General features: G+C 70.3%; 15 protein-coding genes. 5 read left to right on the plus strand and 10 right to left on the minus strand.

What is annotated here, in order from left to right; all coding sequences use genetic code 11:
• Positions 1 to 19: 19 nt before the first annotated feature.
• Positions 20 to 382: a PaaI family thioesterase gene (locus KCH87_RS50680; RefSeq protein WP_374198940.1), complete on the plus strand. Its 363-nt coding sequence runs from the start codon at positions 20 to 22 to the stop codon at positions 380 to 382.
• Here KCH87_RS50680 and KCH87_RS02785 read toward each other — a convergent pair.
• A complete protein-coding gene (locus KCH87_RS02785; RefSeq protein ID WP_210583740.1) occupies positions 356 to 1,369 on the minus strand; it encodes an MASE1 domain-containing protein in 1,014 nt (337 codons plus the stop codon). The two genes, KCH87_RS50680 and KCH87_RS02785, sit on opposite strands and share 27 nt — an antisense overlap.
• Positions 1,370 to 1,417: 48 nt before the next feature.
• Positions 1,418 to 2,248: a PP2C family protein-serine/threonine phosphatase gene (locus tag KCH87_RS02790; RefSeq protein WP_210583742.1), complete on the minus strand. Its 831-nt coding sequence runs from the start codon at positions 2,246 to 2,248 to the stop codon at positions 1,418 to 1,420.
• A 236-nt stretch (positions 2,249 to 2,484) separates the two neighbouring features.
• Between KCH87_RS02790 and KCH87_RS02795 the strand changes: the two genes are divergently transcribed.
• Both KCH87_RS02795 and KCH87_RS02800 read left to right on the plus strand, forming a co-directional pair.
• A complete protein-coding gene (locus tag KCH87_RS02795) occupies positions 2,485 to 3,381 on the plus strand; it encodes a S1 family peptidase (protein ID WP_210583743.1) in 897 nt (298 codons plus the stop codon).
• 113 nt (positions 3,382 to 3,494) lie between these two features.
• The gene (locus KCH87_RS02800) at positions 3,495 to 5,369 is read left to right on the plus strand and encodes a LamG-like jellyroll fold domain-containing protein (RefSeq protein WP_210583745.1); all 1,875 of its coding nucleotides are present in this window, start codon (positions 3,495 to 3,497) and stop codon (positions 5,367 to 5,369) included.
• Between the two features lie 2 nt (positions 5,370 to 5,371).
• Here KCH87_RS02800 and KCH87_RS02805 read toward each other — a convergent pair whose 3' ends face one another.
• Entirely contained in the window at positions 5,372 to 7,843 is a 2,472-nt protein-coding gene (locus KCH87_RS02805; protein ID WP_374198941.1) for a SpoIIE family protein phosphatase, read from the minus strand.
• Between the two features lie 171 nt (positions 7,844 to 8,014).
• On the opposite strand from KCH87_RS02805, the gene KCH87_RS02810 reads away from it, so the two are divergent.
• Positions 8,015 to 10,081, plus strand: a complete 2,067-nt coding sequence (locus KCH87_RS02810; RefSeq protein ID WP_210583749.1) for a SpoIIE family protein phosphatase — start codon at positions 8,015 to 8,017, stop codon at positions 10,079 to 10,081.
• A 26-nt stretch (positions 10,082 to 10,107) separates the two neighbouring features.
• Here the strand turns inward: KCH87_RS02810 and KCH87_RS02815 are convergent, their stop codons facing one another.
• The 5 genes from KCH87_RS02815 to KCH87_RS02835 form a co-directional block, all read right to left on the minus strand.
• Positions 10,108 to 11,631 (minus strand): cell wall metabolism sensor histidine kinase WalK, encoded by a 1,524-nt coding sequence (locus tag KCH87_RS02815; protein WP_210583751.1) that lies wholly within the window; start codon positions 11,629 to 11,631, stop codon positions 10,108 to 10,110.
• The gene (locus tag KCH87_RS02820; protein WP_210583754.1) at positions 11,628 to 12,368 is read right to left on the minus strand and encodes a response regulator transcription factor; all 741 of its coding nucleotides are present in this window, start codon (positions 12,366 to 12,368) and stop codon (positions 11,628 to 11,630) included. The genes KCH87_RS02815 and KCH87_RS02820 overlap by 4 nt, the downstream gene beginning before the upstream one ends.
• A 52-nt stretch (positions 12,369 to 12,420) precedes the next feature.
• On the minus strand, positions 12,421 to 14,526 hold the full coding sequence (locus tag KCH87_RS02825; RefSeq protein WP_210583756.1) for a glycosyltransferase family 39 protein: 2,106 nt from the start codon (positions 14,524 to 14,526) through the stop codon (positions 12,421 to 12,423).
• 22 nt (positions 14,527 to 14,548) lie between these two features.
• Positions 14,549 to 15,838: a glycosyltransferase gene (locus KCH87_RS02830; RefSeq protein ID WP_210583758.1), complete on the minus strand. Its 1,290-nt coding sequence runs from the start codon at positions 15,836 to 15,838 to the stop codon at positions 14,549 to 14,551.
• Between the two features lie 223 nt (positions 15,839 to 16,061).
• Positions 16,062 to 17,222 (minus strand): DMT family transporter, encoded by a 1,161-nt coding sequence (locus KCH87_RS02835; RefSeq protein ID WP_210583760.1) that lies wholly within the window; start codon positions 17,220 to 17,222, stop codon positions 16,062 to 16,064.
• Between the two features lie 70 nt (positions 17,223 to 17,292).
• On the opposite strand from KCH87_RS02835, the gene KCH87_RS02840 reads away from it, so the two are divergent.
• Positions 17,293 to 18,204, plus strand: coding sequence for a LysR family transcriptional regulator (locus tag KCH87_RS02840; RefSeq protein ID WP_210583762.1), 912 nt, complete (start codon positions 17,293 to 17,295; stop codon positions 18,202 to 18,204).
• Here KCH87_RS02840 and KCH87_RS02845 read toward each other — a convergent pair.
• Both KCH87_RS02845 and KCH87_RS02850 read right to left on the minus strand, forming a co-directional pair.
• The gene (locus tag KCH87_RS02845) at positions 18,170 to 18,604 is read right to left on the minus strand and encodes a MerR family transcriptional regulator (protein ID WP_210583764.1); all 435 of its coding nucleotides are present in this window, start codon (positions 18,602 to 18,604) and stop codon (positions 18,170 to 18,172) included. The two genes, KCH87_RS02840 and KCH87_RS02845, sit on opposite strands and share 35 nt — an antisense overlap.
• Entirely contained in the window at positions 18,601 to 18,936 is a 336-nt protein-coding gene (locus KCH87_RS02850; RefSeq protein WP_210583765.1) for a hypothetical protein, read from the minus strand. The genes KCH87_RS02845 and KCH87_RS02850 overlap by 4 nt, the downstream gene beginning before the upstream one ends.
• Between the last annotated feature and the right edge of the window lie 117 nt (positions 18,937 to 19,053).

Raw genomic sequence — 19,053 nt, forward strand, 5'->3', positions numbered from 1 at the left:
TGTGGGGTCCGGACACGAGGTGTGGACACCCGCCGACAGTCGCCTTGGGAGACGTGATGACAGAACGATCCGGGCCGTTTTGGGATGGCGCGTTGGGGCGAGCGCCGTTGCCTCGTGCCGCGGCCACGAGCTCAAGGCGTCCTTCATGCGACCGGTCCGACCGGGCCGGATCCTGGGAAGGGGACGGGTAGTGCACCGAGTGGGTGACATCGCGTACCTGGAAGCCTCACTGACCGACACCGACGGAGCGCTGATCGCGACGGCCAGTGCCACCGCTCGCGTCATCCCCTTCGACAGTGCCGAATCCGCGCCATGCCCCCGTCTCTCCTGGTTGCTGAGGACGCCTCGGAGTCGCTCACCGGCCTCTCTGCTGAGACCGTAGGCGGTCGATCTCTCGTGGTGTCCGGCCGCGGGGAGCATCGCCTGCCGTGAGGTGTTCCAGGACCTCCACCAGCTCCTGACAGGCCCGTTCCACCGAGCGTCTGGTGTTGTGCTGCTCGGTGACGACGGCTGACAGAAGCAGGGCCGTCAGGGCCATGGAGCCGTTGAATGCCTGCAGTTTGATCATCACTTCGACATGGGTGAGCTGTTCGAAGGGACCGGTCTCGTCCGTCGCGGCGATGGTGGCCATGGTGGAGGCGAAGAGGGCGCACAGGATGCTGCCGGCCAGCTGGAACCGCAGGGCGGCGAAGATCAGCAGTGGATAGACGAGGAACAGCAGGCTGAGCCGGCTGTACGAGGCCAGCGGAATGAGGCCACAGGCAATCAGAGCCAGCCCAGCGGCCTCCTTCCAGCGGGCCAGGCCGGGAGGCCGCCGCACCTCGTAGAGCAGGAGCAGGATGGGGGTGACGATCAGGACCCCCATCGCGTCGCCCACCCACCAGGCGAGCCAGACCGGCCAGACGCCGGACGCGTCGAGTTTGCCGGTGAGGACGAGCAGACCGACGCCGGCGCTCGCGCTGATCAGCATGCTGGTCAGCGCTCCGAGGAACACCAGCGCGACGCCGTCCCGCAATCGGCCGATGTCGGTCCGGAACCCCACCCTGCGCAGCAGGAGGTACGCGCAGAGGGGAGCCGCGGTGTTACCGGCCAGCGTCCCGATCACCGTGGGCTGGAGTGAGGTGATGGACATGATCACGAACAGGATGCCCAGGGTGATGCCGGGCAGGGCACGGATCCCGAAGATCAACAGACACGCGACCGCGACGCCCGTGGGCGGCCAGATGGGTGTGACGACAGCGCCCTGGACGACGAGCTGCCTCATCAGGCCCAGCCGCCCCGCAGCGAAGTAGCAGGCGGCGATGGCCAGCGTCTGGAGAGCGTAGAGGGCCGGTCCACGCAGATCCTGGATACCCACCACAGGAGCCATCAGATAACGACGCCGCCCTGTCGGCGAGCCGAAGCACGTGGTGGTTCCCTACAACCGCACGTCGGTCTCGGCGTGGCCGACGACCAGTACGGCCGCGTCGTCCTCGTGTCCCACCCGCTCGGCGCCCTTGATCACGGCGGCGGCGAGCGAGCCGGCGTCCATGCCCGCGACGGCGGCGACTCCCGCGAGCCTCACCACCTGGTCGAGCCCTTCGTCGAGGCTCAGCGAGGGCCCCTCCACCACACCGTCCGTCAGCAGGACGAACACTCCGCCCGTGCTGAGCCGGTACCGGGTCACCGGGTAGTCCTGCCCGTCGTCGATGCCCAGAGGCGGTCCTCCTTCGTCCTCGGCGATCCCGGACTTCCCGTCCGCAGTGGCCCACACACACGGGATGTGCCCGGCCCTGGCGCTCTCCAGGACTCCGGTGGACGGGTCGAGCCGCATGAAAGTGCAGGTCGCGAAGAGGTCGGCGCCTAGCGACAGGAGCAGGTCGTTCGTTCTGGAGAGGAGTTCCCCCGGCTCGCTCGTGACGGAGGCCAGTGCGCGCAGTCCCACCCGGACCTGGCCCATGAAAGCGGCGGCCTCGATGTTGTGGCCCTGCACGTCGCCGATGGACAGTCCGATACGCCCGTCGGGCATCCAGAAGGCGTCGTACCAGTCGCCCCCTACGTTCAGTCCATGAAAGGCAGGTGAGTACTGGACGGCCAGGTCGAACCCGGGGGCGTCCGGCATGTCTCCGGGCAGCATGCCGCGCTGGAGGGCGACGGCCAGCTCGACCAGGGAACGCTGAAGCTCGGCTTGCTCACGCACCTGAGCGGTCAGCGTCCTGAGCCTGGCCAGCAGTTCGTCCGCGTCGTCGGTTGAGCGCTTGCGGGACATCGACCACTCCGGAGACTCAGCGTTCCTCTGGGCATTGATACCCATTTACCCCATTGGTGTGATGTCGGCCCGGGCGAGGCAGGCCCGCGCCGCCGAGTGCCTCCGAACGAGGGACCGGGTTGCGCCGGTGTCCTGGCCCGAAGACGGCCTACCTCGGCCGGGCACAGCCGGGCAGGATGGGCGCTGCCTCGCCTCCAGCACAAGCCTGTCCGACCGTCTTCGGGGAGATGTGGTTCATGAGAGCACGGCGTACGACCATCAGACGTTCACGGCTGATCGCCGCGGTGTTCAGCCTGCTCGGTGTGGCCGCCCTCGCGGCATCCGGCACCAGCGCGGCGGCAGCGCCCTCGGCCGACACGGCGCCGTCCACCGCGTCGGTGGCCGGCGTGACCTCGGCCGTCGAATCCCTGGGAGTCGACGGGACGGCCTGGGCCGTGGACCAGCGCACAGGAAAACTGAGGGTCCTCGCCGACTCCACGGTCACGGACACCGGCCTCGCCCAACTCCGCAGGACCGCCGGGCATTTCGCCGGTGCCATGACCCTCGAACAGGTCGACGGCCGGCTCCGTACCCTCCTGTCGGGCGGCGACGGCATCTACGCCTCCGGCCGACGCTGCTCGGCGGGGGTCAACGTACAGAGCGGCTCCACGTACTACTTCGTCACGGCCGGCCACTGCACCGACGGCCTGTCCACCTGGTACACCAGTCCCGCCATGGACACGGCCGTCGGCCCCACCACCGGCACCAGCTTCCCCGGCAACGACTTCGGGGTCGTCCGGTACTCCAACCCGGCCGTGCCGCACCCCGGCACCATCGGAACCGTCGACATCACCGGGACGGCGACCGCCTACGTCGGCCAGCGCGTCTGCACCCGGGGATCAACCACCGGCGTCCGGTGCGGTGTGGTCACCGCCCTGAACGCGAGCGTCAACTACGGTGGCGGCTCCGTCGTCACCGGGTTGATCCAGACCAACATCTGCGCCGAGCCGGGCGACAGCGGAGGCCCGCTCTACGCCGGCGACAAGGTCATCGGCATCCTCTCCGGCGGCTCCGGGAACTGCGCGACCGGAGGGACCACTTACTACCAGCCGATCCAGGAAGTGCTGAGCGCCTACGGACTGACCGTCTACTGACGCCATCACATTCGTGCGGCGAAGAGAATTCGACGTTCAGCTTCCTGCCATCACACGGCCACGGCCGAGCAGCACTGTGCCTTCCTGACCAACGGTCGTCATCTGGAGGGCACATGAGCACCGAGGGGCACCAACACCGGCTGGACAGACGCACACTGCTACAGGCCGCGGTCGTCATACCCGCGGCCGGTGCCGTGGTCACGGCAGCCGAGGCGCAGGCCGCCTCTGCTGCCGTGAACGGCGGCCGGTCCCGCTTCGACACCGAGAGCCCGCGTTTCGCGCTGGCCGTGCTTCCCGACACGCAGTACCTGTTCGACGCCGACAGCTCCGACCCGGCACCCCTGCGCGCCACGTTCCGCTACCTCGCCGCAGAGCGGGAGCAGGCGAACATCGCGTTCATGACGCACCTCGGTGACGTGACGGAGCACGGCACCGAGCAGGAGATCGCGCTCGCCGCCGACACCTTCGGGGCGATCCACGGCAAGGTGCCCTACAGCGTCCTCGCGGGGAACCACGACATCCGCTCCTCCACGGACGACCAGCGTGGCGACTCCGCCTACCTCGCGGCCTTCGGTCCGCAGCGCTACGCGTCGATGCCGACCTTCCGCGGAGCCTCACCCGACGGCTACAACAGCTACCACGTGCTGCGCGCGGCGGGCCGGCAGTGGCTCGTCCTCGCCCTGGACTGGCGGGTCTCGGACAAGGGCCTGGGCTGGGCCCAGGGCGTCCTCGACGCGCACCCCACCCTCCCCGCCATCCTGACCACGCATGACATCGTCTGGTCGGACGACGACGGCCAGGCCCAGCTGTCGGACAACGGCAAGCGCCTGTGGGACGGCCTCATCCGCGGCAACGACCAGATCTTCCTCGCGTTGGGCGGCCACTACTGGCCGCCGGGGCGGACGGTCCTGGCCAACGACTCTGACAACGATGTCCACCTCCACATCACCAACTACCAGGACCGCTACTACGGCGGCGCCGGCATGATCCGCACGTACGCCTTCGACCTCGCCCGCGGTGCCATCGACGTCGAGACCTTCTCGCCGTGGTTCCTCGCCCGGGACCCGGAGAAGCGGTCACCGCTGGAGGCGGAGACGATCGAACTGACCGGCCCCACCGACCGGTTCAGCCTGGACATCGACTTCGCCGAGCGCTTCAAGGGCTTCGCACCGGTCCCGGCGCCGAAGCCACGTCCGGCGTCCGCCGTCATGCCCCGCGGCACGGTCGCCTACTGGCGCTTCGACGCCTCCGGGACGTCCGCCGCCGGCACGCCGGGCGCCCCCGTGGCCGACGGAGCGGTCGTGCGCGACCTCACGGGCAACGGCAACGATCTGACCGTCAGCCGTCTGCACTCCAGCGGATCGGACGCGCTCACCTGGTCCGCCGACCACCACCCCGGCCAGCCGGCGCACGCCAGCCTCCGGTTCGACGGCGGCAAGAGCCCGGACCGCGGTGCCATCCTGACGACCGCCGCGGGCGCCGCGGTGAACCGCGCGAAGTTCACCGACGGCTACACCATCGAGACGCACATCAGACTGCCCGAGCCCTTCGAGGGCGATCACAGCTGGATGGGCATCCTGAGCTGGGAGGGCCGCAACGGCGACGCGGGCAAGACCACGGGCTGGTCCCCGCTGGAGCCCACCTGCAGCCTCAACCTGTCTCCGGAGAGGTTCCTCCAGTTCGTCGTCTACCCCGCCGGGCAGGACGCCGACCCGACGTCCTGGAGCCACGCCGTGCCGGTCGGCCGCTGGATGCACATCGCCCTCGTCAACGACGGCCGCAGGACGGTGATGTACGTGGACGGCTCGAAGATCGCCCGCAATCCGGCGCAGCGGTCGACCGGCATCGCCACACTCGGCAAACCCTTCGTCATCGGCGCGACGCAGTTCGACGAGCGGTTCGGGCAGGGCTTCTACGGATGGCTCGGCGACACCCGCATCGTCAACAGGGCTCTGTCCACAGGGGACTTCCTGACGCCGTTCGACTGAGTTCACGGAAGCTCCTGCTCCGCCCAGATGATCTTCCCGTCGGCCGTGTACCGGGCACCCCAGCGATGGGCGAGCTGGGCGACCAGGAAGAGACCCCGGCCTCCTTCGTCCGTACTCCGGGCATGTCTCAGCCTCGGGGCGGTGCTGCTGGCGTCGGAGACCTCGCACGTCAGTCGGGAGTCGCGGAGCAGCCGCAGCCGGATGGGCGGTGCGGCGTGGCGGATCGCGTTGGTGACCAGTTCGCTCACGACGAGCTCCGTCGTCATGGCGAGTTCCTCCAGCCCCCAGGCTTCCACCCGGCGCGTCGCCCGCGCCCGGACGTCGGCGACGGCGGCCGGGTCCGCGGGCACGTCCCAGGAGGCGACATGGTCGGCGCCCAGGGCGTGGGTGCGCGCCAGGAGCAGGGCGATGTCGTCGGGTTGGGGCACGGGCACGAGCTCCTGCACGGCCGAGGAGCAGAGTGTGTCGAGGTCGGGGGCCTGCCGGGCCAGCAGGGCGCCGAGCCGGGACATGCCCAGCTCCATGTCGCGGTCGGTTCCCTCGACGAGACCATCGGTGTAGAGACCGATCAGGCTGTTCTCGGCGAGCTCCATCTCGGCGGTCTCGAAGGCCATCCCTCCCAGCCCGAGCGGAGGTCCGGCGGGGAGCACCGGGAAGGACACACGCCCGTCGGGGGCGACCACGACAGGCGGTGGATGCCCGGCCCTGGCCATCGTGCAGCGCCTGGTCACCGGGTCGTAGACGGCGTACAGACAGGTGGCGCCGAGGAAGGCCGTGGCGCTCTGGTCGGCCCTCTCGTCGCCGGTCCTCTCCTCGCTCAGCCGGAGCACGAGATCGTCGAGGTGCGCCAGCAGTTCGTCGGGCGGCATCTCCATGTCGGCGAGAGTCTGAACCGCGGTGCGCAGACGGCCCATCGTCGCCGCCGCGGTGATTCCGTGGCCGACCACATCGCCGACGACGAGGCCCACGCGGGCGCCGGACAGCGGGATCACATCGAACCAGTCGCCACCGACCCCACCGGTCGGGTCCGCCGGCCGATAGGAGGAGGCCACCTCCAATGCCGTACCGCCCGTCAGGGCCCGGGGCAGCAGACTGCGTTGAAGCGTGACCGCTGCCGTGTGCTCCCGGGTGTAGCGGCGGGCGTTGTCGACGCACAGCGCGGCTCGTGCCACCAGCTCGCGGGCCAGCAGGACGTCGTCGGGCTGGAAGGAGACGGGATTGAGCGACCGTACGAACGTGGTCAGGCCCAGGGCGGTGTTCCGCGCCCTCATCGGCACGGAGATGAGGGAATGCATCCCGAACTCGCGGATGCTCGCCGCTCGCTCAGGTTGCTCGGAGACCCACAGCTCGTCGGACGGATCGAGGACCGGGATGAGGACCGGCTCGCCGTCGATGAAGAGATGCACGTCGTGCGGCGGGGGCAGGAAGTTCACTCTGTCCCCGACCCGGGCCACGGCCTCCGGGCAGCCCTCTCGCACCGAGCGCAGTCCGGCGCGCCGCATCTCCGGCCGGGCGGGTGCCGGTCCCGCGTCGGTCAGCCACGCTCCGTGTCCCTCGGTGCTGAGGACGGGCTCCAGGAGGTCGACGACGACGAAGTCCGCGAAGCGGGGAACGACGAAGTCGGCAAGTTCCTGCGCCGTCCGCATCACGTCAAGGGTCGTGCCGATGCGGGTTCCGGCCTCGTTGACCATCGACAGGAGCTGGCGGGCGTTCCACCGCTCGGTGACGTCCGAGACCATGTAGCAGACTCCGGTGATGGAGCTGTCGGCGTCCACCAGGGGGAAGAAGGACGTCGAATAGGCATGCTGGCGGTGTGGATCGGCCCAGCTCCATCCCACGTACTCGTACTCGGTCACCGGGACTCCGGTCCCGAGCACCTTGCGCATCAGTCCCTCGATGGCCTCCGCCTGAAGACCGGGCAGCAGCTCGCTCAGCCGACGCCCCAGTCGCTGCTCACGCGGCACACCGCCGAAGCGCTCCAGCGTGTCGTTCAGCCATACGTAGCGCAGCTGTGTGTCCATCACCGCCATGCCGACCGGCGAGCGGGTGAGGAATCCGTCGAGGACTGACTGGCCGACCGCCCATTGCGGTCGCCGCTCCCGGGCCGAGAGCAAGAAGCACTCGTCCTCGCCGATGCGGAAGGACGCGGAGACCCGCAGGTCGATGTCGAGCGAGCGGCCGTCGCGGTGCCGTACGGGAATGAGGCCGCTCCACCCCATGCCGGCGCGGCATCGATCCGCGACGCCGACGACACGTGCCGGATCGCCGGGCATTGCCAGCAGCCGCATGGCGGACCCGCCGACCACCTCTCCTGCCGGGTAGCCGAGGAGTTCTTCGGCACCCCGGGTCCAGCCGACCACGACGCCGTCGGCCGCCAGCACCGCCGCAGCGTCAGTGGACGCGTCGAACAGGTCACGCGGCCCTGCCGGCGTCGGTTCATCGGAACCACTTCGCGCAGAATCCATGGGTCTCATCCCTCTACACGACTATGTTCCTGCGCGTCCGCCCGATGCGCACGGCCCGGCGGTAGGCACTGCTCGCCAAGGCCGAGGGCCGGAGGGAGCATGGAAGGGCCGGTAGGCGGAACCCGGGGATGGCAGACAGAGGCCGGCACGTCCTGCCGGCCGGTGGAGGAGGGATCAGGGATGACAGCCGAATCCTTCCCGTCCGAGGGTGATGAGTACCGCACCGAGACACCCCGGCCGACCGGCCTGCTGGATGTCCTGAGCGTGGCCGCGGTGGTCGTCGACGCCGACGGGCGCATCGTGTTCTGGACCCCGCAGGCCGAGGAGCTCTTCGGTTACACCTCCGAAGAGGTTCTCGGCATGTACGCGGCGCGACTGTTCATCCACCCCGAGCACCTTCAGGCCGTGGCGAAGCTGTTCGCGGACGTCCTGGAGACCGGCCGGAGCTGGGCAGGCACGTTCCCCATCCGGCACAAGGACGGCAGCACCCGCATGACGGAGTTCCGCAACATGCGGCTGCTGGACGATCTCGGAGATGTCTACGCGCTGGGCATAGCGGCCGACCACACCCTGCTCCAGCGCGTGGAGACCGACCTGGCGCTGTGCGAGAGGCTGATCAACCAGTCCCCGATCGGTCTGGCCCTGATGGACCCGGATCTGCGGTATCTCCTGGTCAACCCCGCGCTGGAACGTATCGACGGCATACCCGCAGAAGACCACATCGGCCGTCCCATGCGGGAGACCCTGCCCCTCCCCGACATCGACACCATCGAGTCCGCGCTGCGTCAGGTGCTCACGACCGGCACCCCGCTGCTCGACCAGTACCACGTGGGCCGCCCCCCGGCCGACCCCGACCACGAGCACGCCTGGTCGCTCTCCTTCTACCGGCTGGAGGACCCCGGTGGCCGGATCCTGGGCGCAGCCACCTCGGTCGTCGACGTCACCGAACGGCACCGCGCTGCCGCCGAGGCGGACCGGGCCCGGCGACGCCTGGCCCTGATCGCCGACGCCTCGACGCGCGTCGGCACCAGTCTGGAGGTGGAGCAGACCGCCCGCGAACTGGCCGAGGTCGCCACCGGAGCGCTCGCCGACGTGGTCGCCGTGGACGTCCTGGACTCCGCCCTGGCCTGCCGCCGTATGCGCAGACCGGACAACAGCCCGGAGTTCTTCCGCGCGCTCGCCCTCAAAGCGACCCACCCCTCGGTGGCTCTGCGCGCCGCCGACCCTCCCGGCGACCTCGCCGCGTACGACGGTGACCGCCTGGTCACCCTGTGCGTCCACACCGCGCGGCCGGTCCTGGTGCGCCATGTCGGCGACCACGATCTGCCGCGCATCGCCCGCGACGCCGAGGCCACCGTGCTCCTGTCCCAGGCGGGCGTGCACTCCTATCTCGCCGTGCCGTTGATCGCCCACGGCGAGGTGCTCGGCGCTCTCGACCTCAAGCGCACCCGCAACCCGCTCCCCTTCGACGAGGACGACGTCGTCCTCGCCTGTGAGCTGGCCGGCCGCGCAGCCGTGGCCATCGACAACGCGCGCTGGTTCCAGAGTGTGCGCAACACCGCCCTGACCCTCCAGCGCAGCCTGCTGCCCGACCACCCGCCGCACCAGACGGGTCTGGAACTCGCCTCCCGCTACCAGCCGGCCCAGGCCACCAGCGAGGTCGGCGGCGACTGGTACGACGTCATCCCCCTGACCGACGACAAGACCGCCCTGGTCGTGGGCGACGTCATGGGCAACGGCATCGACGCCGCCGCCACCATGGGCCGGCTACGGACGGCCACCTGTGCCTACGCGGACCTCGACATGGCCCCCGGCTCCGTACTCCAGCACCTCGACAAGATCACCTGCGATCTGGAGCACTACATCGTCACCTGCCTCTACGCCGTGTACGACCCCCGGACGCGACAGTGCCGCATGGCCAACGCAGGGCACATGCCGCCTGCGCTGGTCCGCTCCGGACAAGCCCCCGAACTCCTCGACCTGCCGCCCGGAGCCCCGCTCGGGGTAGGCGGTATCCCCTTCGAGACGACCACGGTCGAGCTGGGCCCCGGCGACCTGCTGGTCCTGTACACCGACGGCCTCGTCGAGACCAGGCTCCACCCCATCGACGAACGCCTGAACGTCCTCCTCAGCTTCCTCGACGAAGCGCACCGGCCGCTCGAGGAGACATGCGACCTCCTGCTGTACGGGCTGCGCCACCCCGACGACCACGACGACGTCGCCCTGCTCGTGGCCCGGACCGTGTGAGCCCTCGGCCACCGCACCGCGTCACGTCACGCCTGCGGCTCGCCGGGCAGTACCACGCGGAAGGTGCAGCCCTCACCGGGTGCGGTGTCGAGTTCGAGGCGGCCGCCATGGCCCTCGGCGATGGTGGCCGCGATGGCCAGTCCGAGTCCGCTGCCGCCGTGCGCGCGCGAGCGGGACACGTCCGCCCGGTAGAACCGGTCGAACACGTGGGCCGCGTCGTACTCGGCCAGTCCCGGCCCTTCGTCGGCCACTTCGACGATGCTGACCGCGGTGCCCTCGGCCAGGGGCGGTGAGACACCGGTACGGCCAGGTTGGCAGGCTCCTCCGGCCGCGCCGGCGCGAGCGGTACCGACCCGCACGTGTACGGCCGTACCCGGCGGAGTATGGGTCTGCGCGTTGGACAGCAGGTTCTCGACGATCTGCCGGAGGCGATGCGGGTCGCCCCTGGTTTCCACGAGTTCAAGCTCGTCCGTGCCGGTGGAACCGTCCGGGGGACGCAGCGGGCCGAGGTCGACGGGGTGGGTGGTGGCGTGCAGGGCCGCGGTGCTGACGGCGTCCGCCGCGAGCGACAGCAGATCCACCGGTTCCTGCCGGTAGGAGGGCTCCCTGTCCAGGGAAGCGAGCAGTTGCAGGTCGTTGACGAGCAGGCTCATGCGCTCCGCGCTCTGGGCGATGTACCGGTTGGCTTCCTGGAGCTGACCTGCTGAGCGCGGTTCGGGGCGTAGCGCGAGCTCCGCGTAGCCCTGGATGGCGGTGAGCGGGGTGCGCAGTTCGTGTCCCGCGTCGGCGACGAATCGCCGCATCCGTGCCTCCGACGCCTCCCGTTCCTTCAGAGCGCGTTGCAGTCGGTCGAGCATGGTGTTGAGCACCCGGCCGAGCCGTCCGATCTCGGTGCGCGCGTCGGTGTCGGGCAACCGCAGGTCGAGGGCGCCGGCGGTGATGTCCTCGGCCGTGCGCTCCATACGGGTGAACGGCAGCAACCCCAGGCGGACCACCCAGCGCCCCACCGCGATCAGTGCGGCGACCACGAGCGCCAGCACGACGGCATCGAGCCACAGGAGTCGCGACATGGCACCCTCGACGGTGTCCAGGGGCAACGCGACCACGGCGTTCATGCCGTCCGGCCCGGCATACCGGATCACCCGCCAGTTGTCGTCACCGGCCGCGGCGGGAACGGTCATGGGCCGCTCGTAGTCCATTGCGAGGTCGGCGGCGGAAACGGGCAGCCGGGGCCCCGGGTCCTTCCCCGTGCCCATGGAGCGGTTCGACTGCCGGCCCGAGGGGTCGTAGAAGTACACGCGGAAGTCCGAGGGCAGCGTGTTCGGGAGTCTCGCCGAGTCGGGAAGGTCGCTGCGGAGTACGTCGGCGTAGGCGCGCGCCGGTGGATGGAAGTCGGCGAGCTGCTGGTCGACCCGGTCCAGGAGCCACGAGCGCAGTACGACGAAGCCGATCACCTGCGTGGCCAGCACCGCCGCGGTGGCCAGCGCCGTCACACCCAGGACGAGCCGTCGTCGCAGCGACCTCGGCGGGCGCGGGCGAGGCCTTCTCACTGGCCGCCCGTTCCGGGCCGGTCGCGGGGCAGCCGCAGGCAGTAGCCGACACCGCGCACGGTGTGGATGAGCGGCGGGTCGATGTGGTCGATCTTCTTGCGCAGGTATTTGATGTACGTCTCGACGATGCGTGCGTCGCCCGCGAAGTCGTAGCTCCATACGTGGTTGAGGATCTGGACCTTGTTCACGACCCGCGTGGCGTTCTCCATGAGGTAGCCGAGCAGCTTGAACTCGGTCGGCGACAGCGGGATGTACTCGCCGGCGCGATGCACTTCATGGGCGTTCTCGTCCAGTTCCAGGTCGGCGTAGCTCAGCACGCGTTCCTCGGTGGACGGCGGGAGGGCAGCGCCGGTGCGGCGCAGGATGGCCTCGATGCGCAGCAGCACCTCCTCGATGCTGAAGGGCTTGGGTACGTAGTCGTCTCCGCCGACGGTCAGGCCGGTGAGCCGGTCGTCGAGGCCGGTGCGGGCGGTCAGGAACAGCACGGGTACGTCGTTTCCCGCCGCCCGCAGTTTCCGGGTCACCTCGAATCCGTCCAGGTCCGGCAGCGTCACGTCGAGCAGCACCAGGTCCGGTGCGACGCGCTCGGCCTCCACCAGGGCCGCCCGGCCGGTGTCGGCGCTGTGCACGTCGTACCCGGTGAGGCGGAGGGTGGACTCCAGCAGCGTGCGGATGCTGGGTTCGTCCTCCACCACGAGAAGCCTGCGCCGGGGCTGGTCCGCGGCCCGCTCGGTCATGACGCCGGTCTGTCCGTTCTGTGATGGGTGTCCTGCGTTCGGCCGCCTCGGCTCACTCGGCGGCACAGTCGTACAGCACGTTGGCGCCGAATCCCCTCCCACCACCGCTCTGCTGTGACGAGGAAACGCCGTACTCGGAAGCGGACACCTTGGTGCAGTTGTCGGAGATCCAGTCGGAACGCTGCTGCGAAGGGCTGCCGGACACGGCGGGGAAACCTCCGCCGGCGTCCGAACCCAAGATGTAGCGCAGTTCGCCGTTCTTGGTCCACTTCTCCAGCTGCGCGACGGACGGCGCGTCGTCTCCGCCGCTGAAGCCGCCCATGCCGATGACGGTCTCGTCACTGCCGAGGACGAACGCGCTCGTGGACATGGCGCCGCCCTCGACGGCGAGCTTGATCCGTGCATCGGGGGCGTGCTCGACCACGTAGTTCAGGATCTTGCGCTGGTCGCCGGTCAGCTCCGCACCGCCGCCGAACCCACCGGCTCCGCGGCCGCCCGAGCCCGAGCCGGACCCGAAGCCGTCCGACCCGCCACTGGGCATTCCCGAGGGCATCCCTGAGGGCAGGCCCGACGGCAGGTTCCCGCCGCCGGAGCCGGGCTGCGGCATCCCCCCTCCCCCACCGAAGGCGAGGACCGTCGGCCCGGCCGTCGGATTCGAGCCGCCCATCGCACTGGTCGATCCGGGCACACTCACCGCCCACGCTCCCGGGGCCACCAGCACCGCGGCCACCGCGGCCCCGGCGGCCACCGTCAGCAGGCGGCCCCGCCCTCGGGCGAGCAGCAGGAGAGCGATCGCGGCACAACCGGCCAGCAGCACGGGCCACACCAGCCAGCCGTTCCAGTCCGGGGTGCGCCGGATGAGCACCCCGGCCCATGCGGCGCTTGCCGCCACCGCGCCGGCCCCCACCCACGCCGGCCAGCGGTGTCCTGCCCGATGGGCCCGGACCAGGGCAACCGTCAGGCCACCGCACAGAGCGGCGATCGCCGGGGCCAGTTGAGTGGTGTAGTACGGGTGGAAGATTCCCTCCTGGGTAGAGAACACGGCCGCGCAGACCACCAGCCAGGTCCCCCACAGCAGCCACCCCTGGGCGGGCAGCACGGCGGAGCCGGGCAGCCTGCCGCGCCGCCGCAGCACCGCGCAGGCCACCGCGACCGCCAAGGCGACGGCGCTGACGGGCAGCAGCCAGCTGATCTGGCCTGCGACCTGATCGTTGAAGAGGCGCCCGGGGCCGGCGGCTCCGCCGAACGCTCCGCCACCGAATCCCCCGCCGCCGCCCCGGCCTTGGCCTCCGCTGTCGGAGCCGAAGACACGGCCGAGCCCGTTGTAGCCGATCACGAGATCCCAGGCCGAGCCGTCCTCGCTGCCCCCGATGTAGGGCCGGTCCCCCGGCCACAGGGCCACCATCGCGACCCACCACAGGGAGGACGCCGCCAGGACGGCTCCCGCGCCCAGCAGCCGCCGCACTCGCGGTATCCAGGCGCCGCTTCCTCCCACGAGCCAGGCGACGGCGAACGCGGGGATGACCATCCAGGCGGCGAGCATCTTGGTGAGGAACCCGCACCCGATCAGGAAGCCGCTCGCACACAGCCACCAGGCCGCGGCCCGGCCCTCGGCCTGGAGCGCGCGGGTGAGGGCATACGCCGCGGCCACCAGAAGCAGGATGAGCAGGGTGTCGGGGTTGTTGTCCCGGTTGATCGCCACGGTGATGGGCGTGAGGGTGAATGCCAGCGCGGCGATCAGTGCCGCGCTCTCCCCCGCCCAGCGCCGCACCGTGCGGTGCAGGACGAAGACCGCGGCCACGCCCTCGATCAACTGCGGCAGGACCATCGCCCAGCCGTGCAGCCCGAAGACCTTCGTGCTGATCACCTGCGGCCACAGCGCTGCCGGCGGCTTGTCGACCGTGATCACGCCGGCGGGGTCGTAGGAGCCGAAGAGGAAGTTGCTCCAGCTCTGCCCCATCGATTTCACGGCGGCGGAGTAGTAGGTGTTGGCCCAGCCGAGCGAGCCGAGGGCCCAGCCGTAGAGCAGGGCGGCCAGGACGAGGATCAGGCCGAGGGCGGCGAGCGGCCACCAGGCGGGCAGGGGGCGGCTGGACCGATCCGTGGGCCGGTCAGGTCCCGAGGTCACGACGGACAGCGGGTGCGCGGAGTTGCTCATGAGGAGGGGGATTTCACTCTCGTCAGGAACTGTGTCGGGCGGGACTGCGGAAGACGGCGGACCGCAGCACGGTGAACCGCACGACGGTGACCAGGACGGAGGCCGCCGCCAGGACGACAGTCTCCGCAGCCGGTGATGCGCCCGGATCGAGGTGCTTGAACCAGAGCACGGCACCGGAGGTGACCAGGTATCCGAGGAGGAACAGGCCCCCGGCCCCGAGGTGGACGAGCGTGGGCCGAGCGGAGGAGTGCCGGAAAGTCAGTCGCCGGTTCGCCTCGGTGTTCAGCACCGTGAGGACGAGCAGCGAGATCAGGTTCGCGACGGCCGGCGACCACCAGCCGCGCAGCAGCCAGTACAGCAGGGCCTGTCCCGCGGTCGAGGCAACGCCGATCGCGGCGAAACACGCGACCTCCCAGGTCAGCACCGAACGCCGGGAGGAAGGCGCGAGCACCGCGTCCGGATGCTCGGCCGCCGGTGCCGGGCGGCGCGGCAGATCGACCCGGGCGTCACCGGACGCCTTGAGCCGCGCCATACGCCACAGGCCCCGCAGATCCTCGGCCGCCGTGCTCACCACGTCCACCCGGGTGTCGATGTCCTCGACCCAGTCGACCGGCACCTCATGGACACGCAGTCCGTTGTGCTCGGCCAGCAGCAGCAGTTCGGTGTCGAAGAACCACGCGTCGTCACGTGTCACGTGCAGCAGCGGCCGGAGCACCTCCGTGCGGGCCGCTTTGAAACCGCACTGGGCGTCGGTGAAGCGGACCCCCTGGGTGAGCCGGATGATCCCGTTGTAGCAGCGGGAGATGAGTTCGCGCCGCGGCCCGCGCACCGTGCGCGCACCCGGCGCCAGCCGGCTGCCGATCGCGAGGTCCGAATGACGGCTGGCCAGCGGGGCCACCAGCGGGAGCAGACCGTCCAGGCCGGTGGACAGGTCCACATCCATGTACGCGACGATGTCCGCCTCACTCGCGCCCCACACGGTACGCAACGCCAGGCCCCGGCCCTTGCGTTCCAGGTGTACGACACCCACGCCCGGCAGCTCGTCCGCCAACCGGTACGCAGCCTTGAGCGTGTCGTCGGTGCTGGCGTTGTCGGCGACCGTGATCCGCCAGGGAAAGGGGAAGCCGTCGGAGAGGTGCGCATGCAGAGTGCGCAGGCACCCTGGGAGAGCGCGTTCCTCGTTGTAGACCGGGACGACGATGTCCACCGTCGCGGTGCCGGATCCTTCGAGTGCGGAACGATACGCGGGCTGGAAAGGGGCGAGATATCCCGTACCGACGTCGAGGGAGGTGATGTGGGGGGTGGGAGTCATGGTGTCCTCAGGGAAGAGGGGACGGCAGGCTGCGGCTCCGAAGCCCTGATCGCGGGCTGCGGCACCACTGTTGCCGCTTCACCTGTGGGCACTGGGGGAAGATACGGGGAACTGACGGAGAGTCAGATCGCGGGCGACCGGAGCGAGGAATCCGGCATGGAGGCGCACGCGTGCCGCAGTCCCGCTGCCCGGGGCTGCGTGTCGACGAGCGGGGCCTTCTCGCCTAGACGTCGTCCATCCGCTCGCCCTCCGCCTGGGACGGCTCGGTCCTGGCCACGTCCGGGTGCTGCTCCGTGGTGCGCTCACCCGCGTCGTCGCGTTCGCCTTCGGCCTGCGAGGGGGTGCGAGCGTACATCCCGGGGTCGTACTCAGAGGCTTTGGATTGCATGACGCGCCTCCTTGGCTCGCTACCCCCATGGTCCCTCTTCACTCGTGCACGGGCGACACAGGAGCGGGCAGCCGAAGTGCACGCCGTCCGACCCCGGGATCGCCGGCGCGGCTCGGTGAGGCTGAAGGCGACTCCGAAGAGGACCAGTGCGGCTCCCCCGAGCTGGTTCACGGTGGCGGTGCCCGATCCGGTGACGTACAGCGCGACCAGGGAGGCGAAGGGGACGAGCCCGTTGAACAGTCCGGTCCGGCCGGCGCCGAGGCGTTCGATGGCTCCGTACCACATGAGGAAGACGACGGTGGTCACGCCGAGGGCGAGGAAGGCAAGTGCCGAGAACTCGACGGCCGTCGGGAGGCGCAGTACGGGCGTCCCGTTCACGGCCCGCGTGATCAAGGCGACGGCGAACAGCGTCACCGACGCGAGCCCGCAGGCGTACGTGGTGACGGTCAGCGACCCCAGCTCCTGGGTGGGCGGTGCGCCGAGCAGCGTCACCGAGGCGACTCCGGCGAGGGCGAGAAACGACCACACGAACCCCTGCCCGCTCCACTGCACTCCGCTCTGAGCGGACAGTTGGGCCAGTGCGGAACCGGCGGCCACGCACAGCGCACCGCCGATCAGCGTCCGCGATGGACGTGTCCGGGTGAGCAGGGACCGGACCAGGACGATGACCAGCGGTGCCGCGCCTATGGCGATGCCGACGTTGCCCGGCGCCGTCAGTGATGTGGCGTACACGAGGACAACGCCGTAGCCGGCCATGCCCATGGCGGCGAGCAGAACGATCCACACCAACTGGGTGCGCGTCGGACGGACGAAGGTGTGCCCACGTATGCGCGCCCAGACGAGCAGGAACACCGTGGCCAGGGTGTAACGCACGGCCTGCCCGCCGATGAGCGGGAAGTCGTGGAGCCGGCCCGCGGCTGCGACGGACCCTCCGACGAGGCACACGGCTCCCAGAGCCAGTCCGGCCCCGGAGCGCTCTCGCGTGGTCATGGTCATTCAGCCAGGCTGACAGCGCGGTGCCGTAAGCAGAAGTAAGGTATTGCTGAACGCGTCGTAAGGAGAGCTGATGATCGAAGCGCATCGGCTGGCCCTGTTCCGCGAGGTCGCTCATCGGGGGAGTTTCGCCCAGGCGGCACAGGCTCTGCGCCTGACTCCCTCGGCGGTCTCGCAGCAGATGGCGGCGCTCGAACGGGCCGCTCGGACCCGGCTGTTCGAGCGCAGCACCCGGGGTGTCACGCTCACCGTGGCCGGCCGGGCGCTGCTCCGTACGGCGGACGCTGTCCACGGCGAACTGCACCGGGCCGAACGGGCACTCGCCCGGCTACGGGAAGAGGGGCCGCCCTCGCTCACCGTCGCCACGTTCTCCAGTGCGGGCGCATTCCTGCTCGCGCCCGCGCTTGCGGCGCTCAATCAGGACCTGCACGTCGATACGACCGTGATCGAGTCCGAGCCCGCGCAGGCACTCGCCGCGCTCATGGACGGCAGCGCCGATGTGGCGCTGGTGTATCACTTCAACAGTGAGCAGCCGCCGGCGGGTTGGGATCATGTCGCCGGACGGTGCGAGTACCACCCGCTGCTGCGGGACGAGTTGCGACTGGTCGTGCCCATCGGTCATGCACTCGCCCGGCGTTCCACGGCACGGCTCGATGCGGTGGCCGACGATCCGTGGATCCACGGCTGGGATCTGCCGGGGAACGCCCTGGACGCGCTGGCCTCCGCGCAGGGGCTCAGGCCCAAAGTGGTGTGCCGGTCCAGTGACTTCCGTTTCATGCAGGCGCTTGTCGCGGCGGGCGTCGGGATCGCGTTCATTCCCGCCCTCGCCGTCGAGGAAGGCGAAGGCACCCGTGCGCTGACCGTGGTCCCCACGGCAAAGAGGTACATCGGCGCCTACACGGCTCCCGGCACGGCAGCGAACCTGGCAACTCGCGCGCTGCTCACGGCACTCAAGGAACGCACAGCGGTTCTGCGAGACCGGTGAAGGGGATGGGGCAGCCTTCCGTCGAGGCGCAGACGGTCAGGTCGTCGCAGCCCGCCTCGACGGCCGCGGTCAGCGCGGTGCGGATGGTGGTCAGGTCCGTGATCTTCGCGTCGACCTCTGCGAGCTTGGCCGTCGCCCGCTCCTGCAACCCGGCCGCCGGGCGACCGTGGCGGTGGCGGCCGGCCTCCAGCAGTTCGGCGACCTCGTCCAATGTGAAGCCCAGGCGCTGAGCGGCCTTGATGACCCGCAGCGCGGTCACCGCCTCCGCGCCGTACAGGCGGTGCCCGCCGCTGCTGCGGTTCGGCTCGGCCAGCAGACCGCGCCGCTCGTAGTAACGCAGCGTCTGGATGTTCACGCCGGCCGCCTCGGCGACCTGCCCGCTGCGCATGGCCGCGCTCACCGCAACTCCCCTGCGATGTCCGTCCGCACGGCGATGGCCTCCAGGACCTCCCCGTGCGCCTGGTCCACCGAGATGTCCAGGTGGACCAGGTCCTCGCGTGGGGTGACCGCAAAGGTGAAGAACGAGCAGCAGCCGCCCTCCCGCCCCACCAGGTCACGAACCCACTCGACGACGCCCGGACCGCCGGCCAGGTCAAGACGCAGACGCAGCGGCTCGGGCCGGGACACCGAGGTCAGCTGCTCCGCGAACAGCGCATCCCACTCCGCGACCCTCAGGGGCCGCTCCCTGGTGGGAAGCGTGCAGGACTGCGGCACCCACGCCAGATCGGTCATCACACCCACTCCCGTCCTCGACATCTCCGCAACCGGGGACACCTTCGACGGTAAACCCGTACCTGGGTACGGGTTGCAAGCCCGAGCATCCGATGAGCGCACCAGCGGCTGGATGCA

This window comes from Streptomyces sp. GESEQ-35 (assembly GCF_017948485.1).
In the GTDB taxonomy this organism is placed as follows: domain Bacteria; phylum Actinomycetota; class Actinomycetes; order Streptomycetales; family Streptomycetaceae; genus Streptomyces.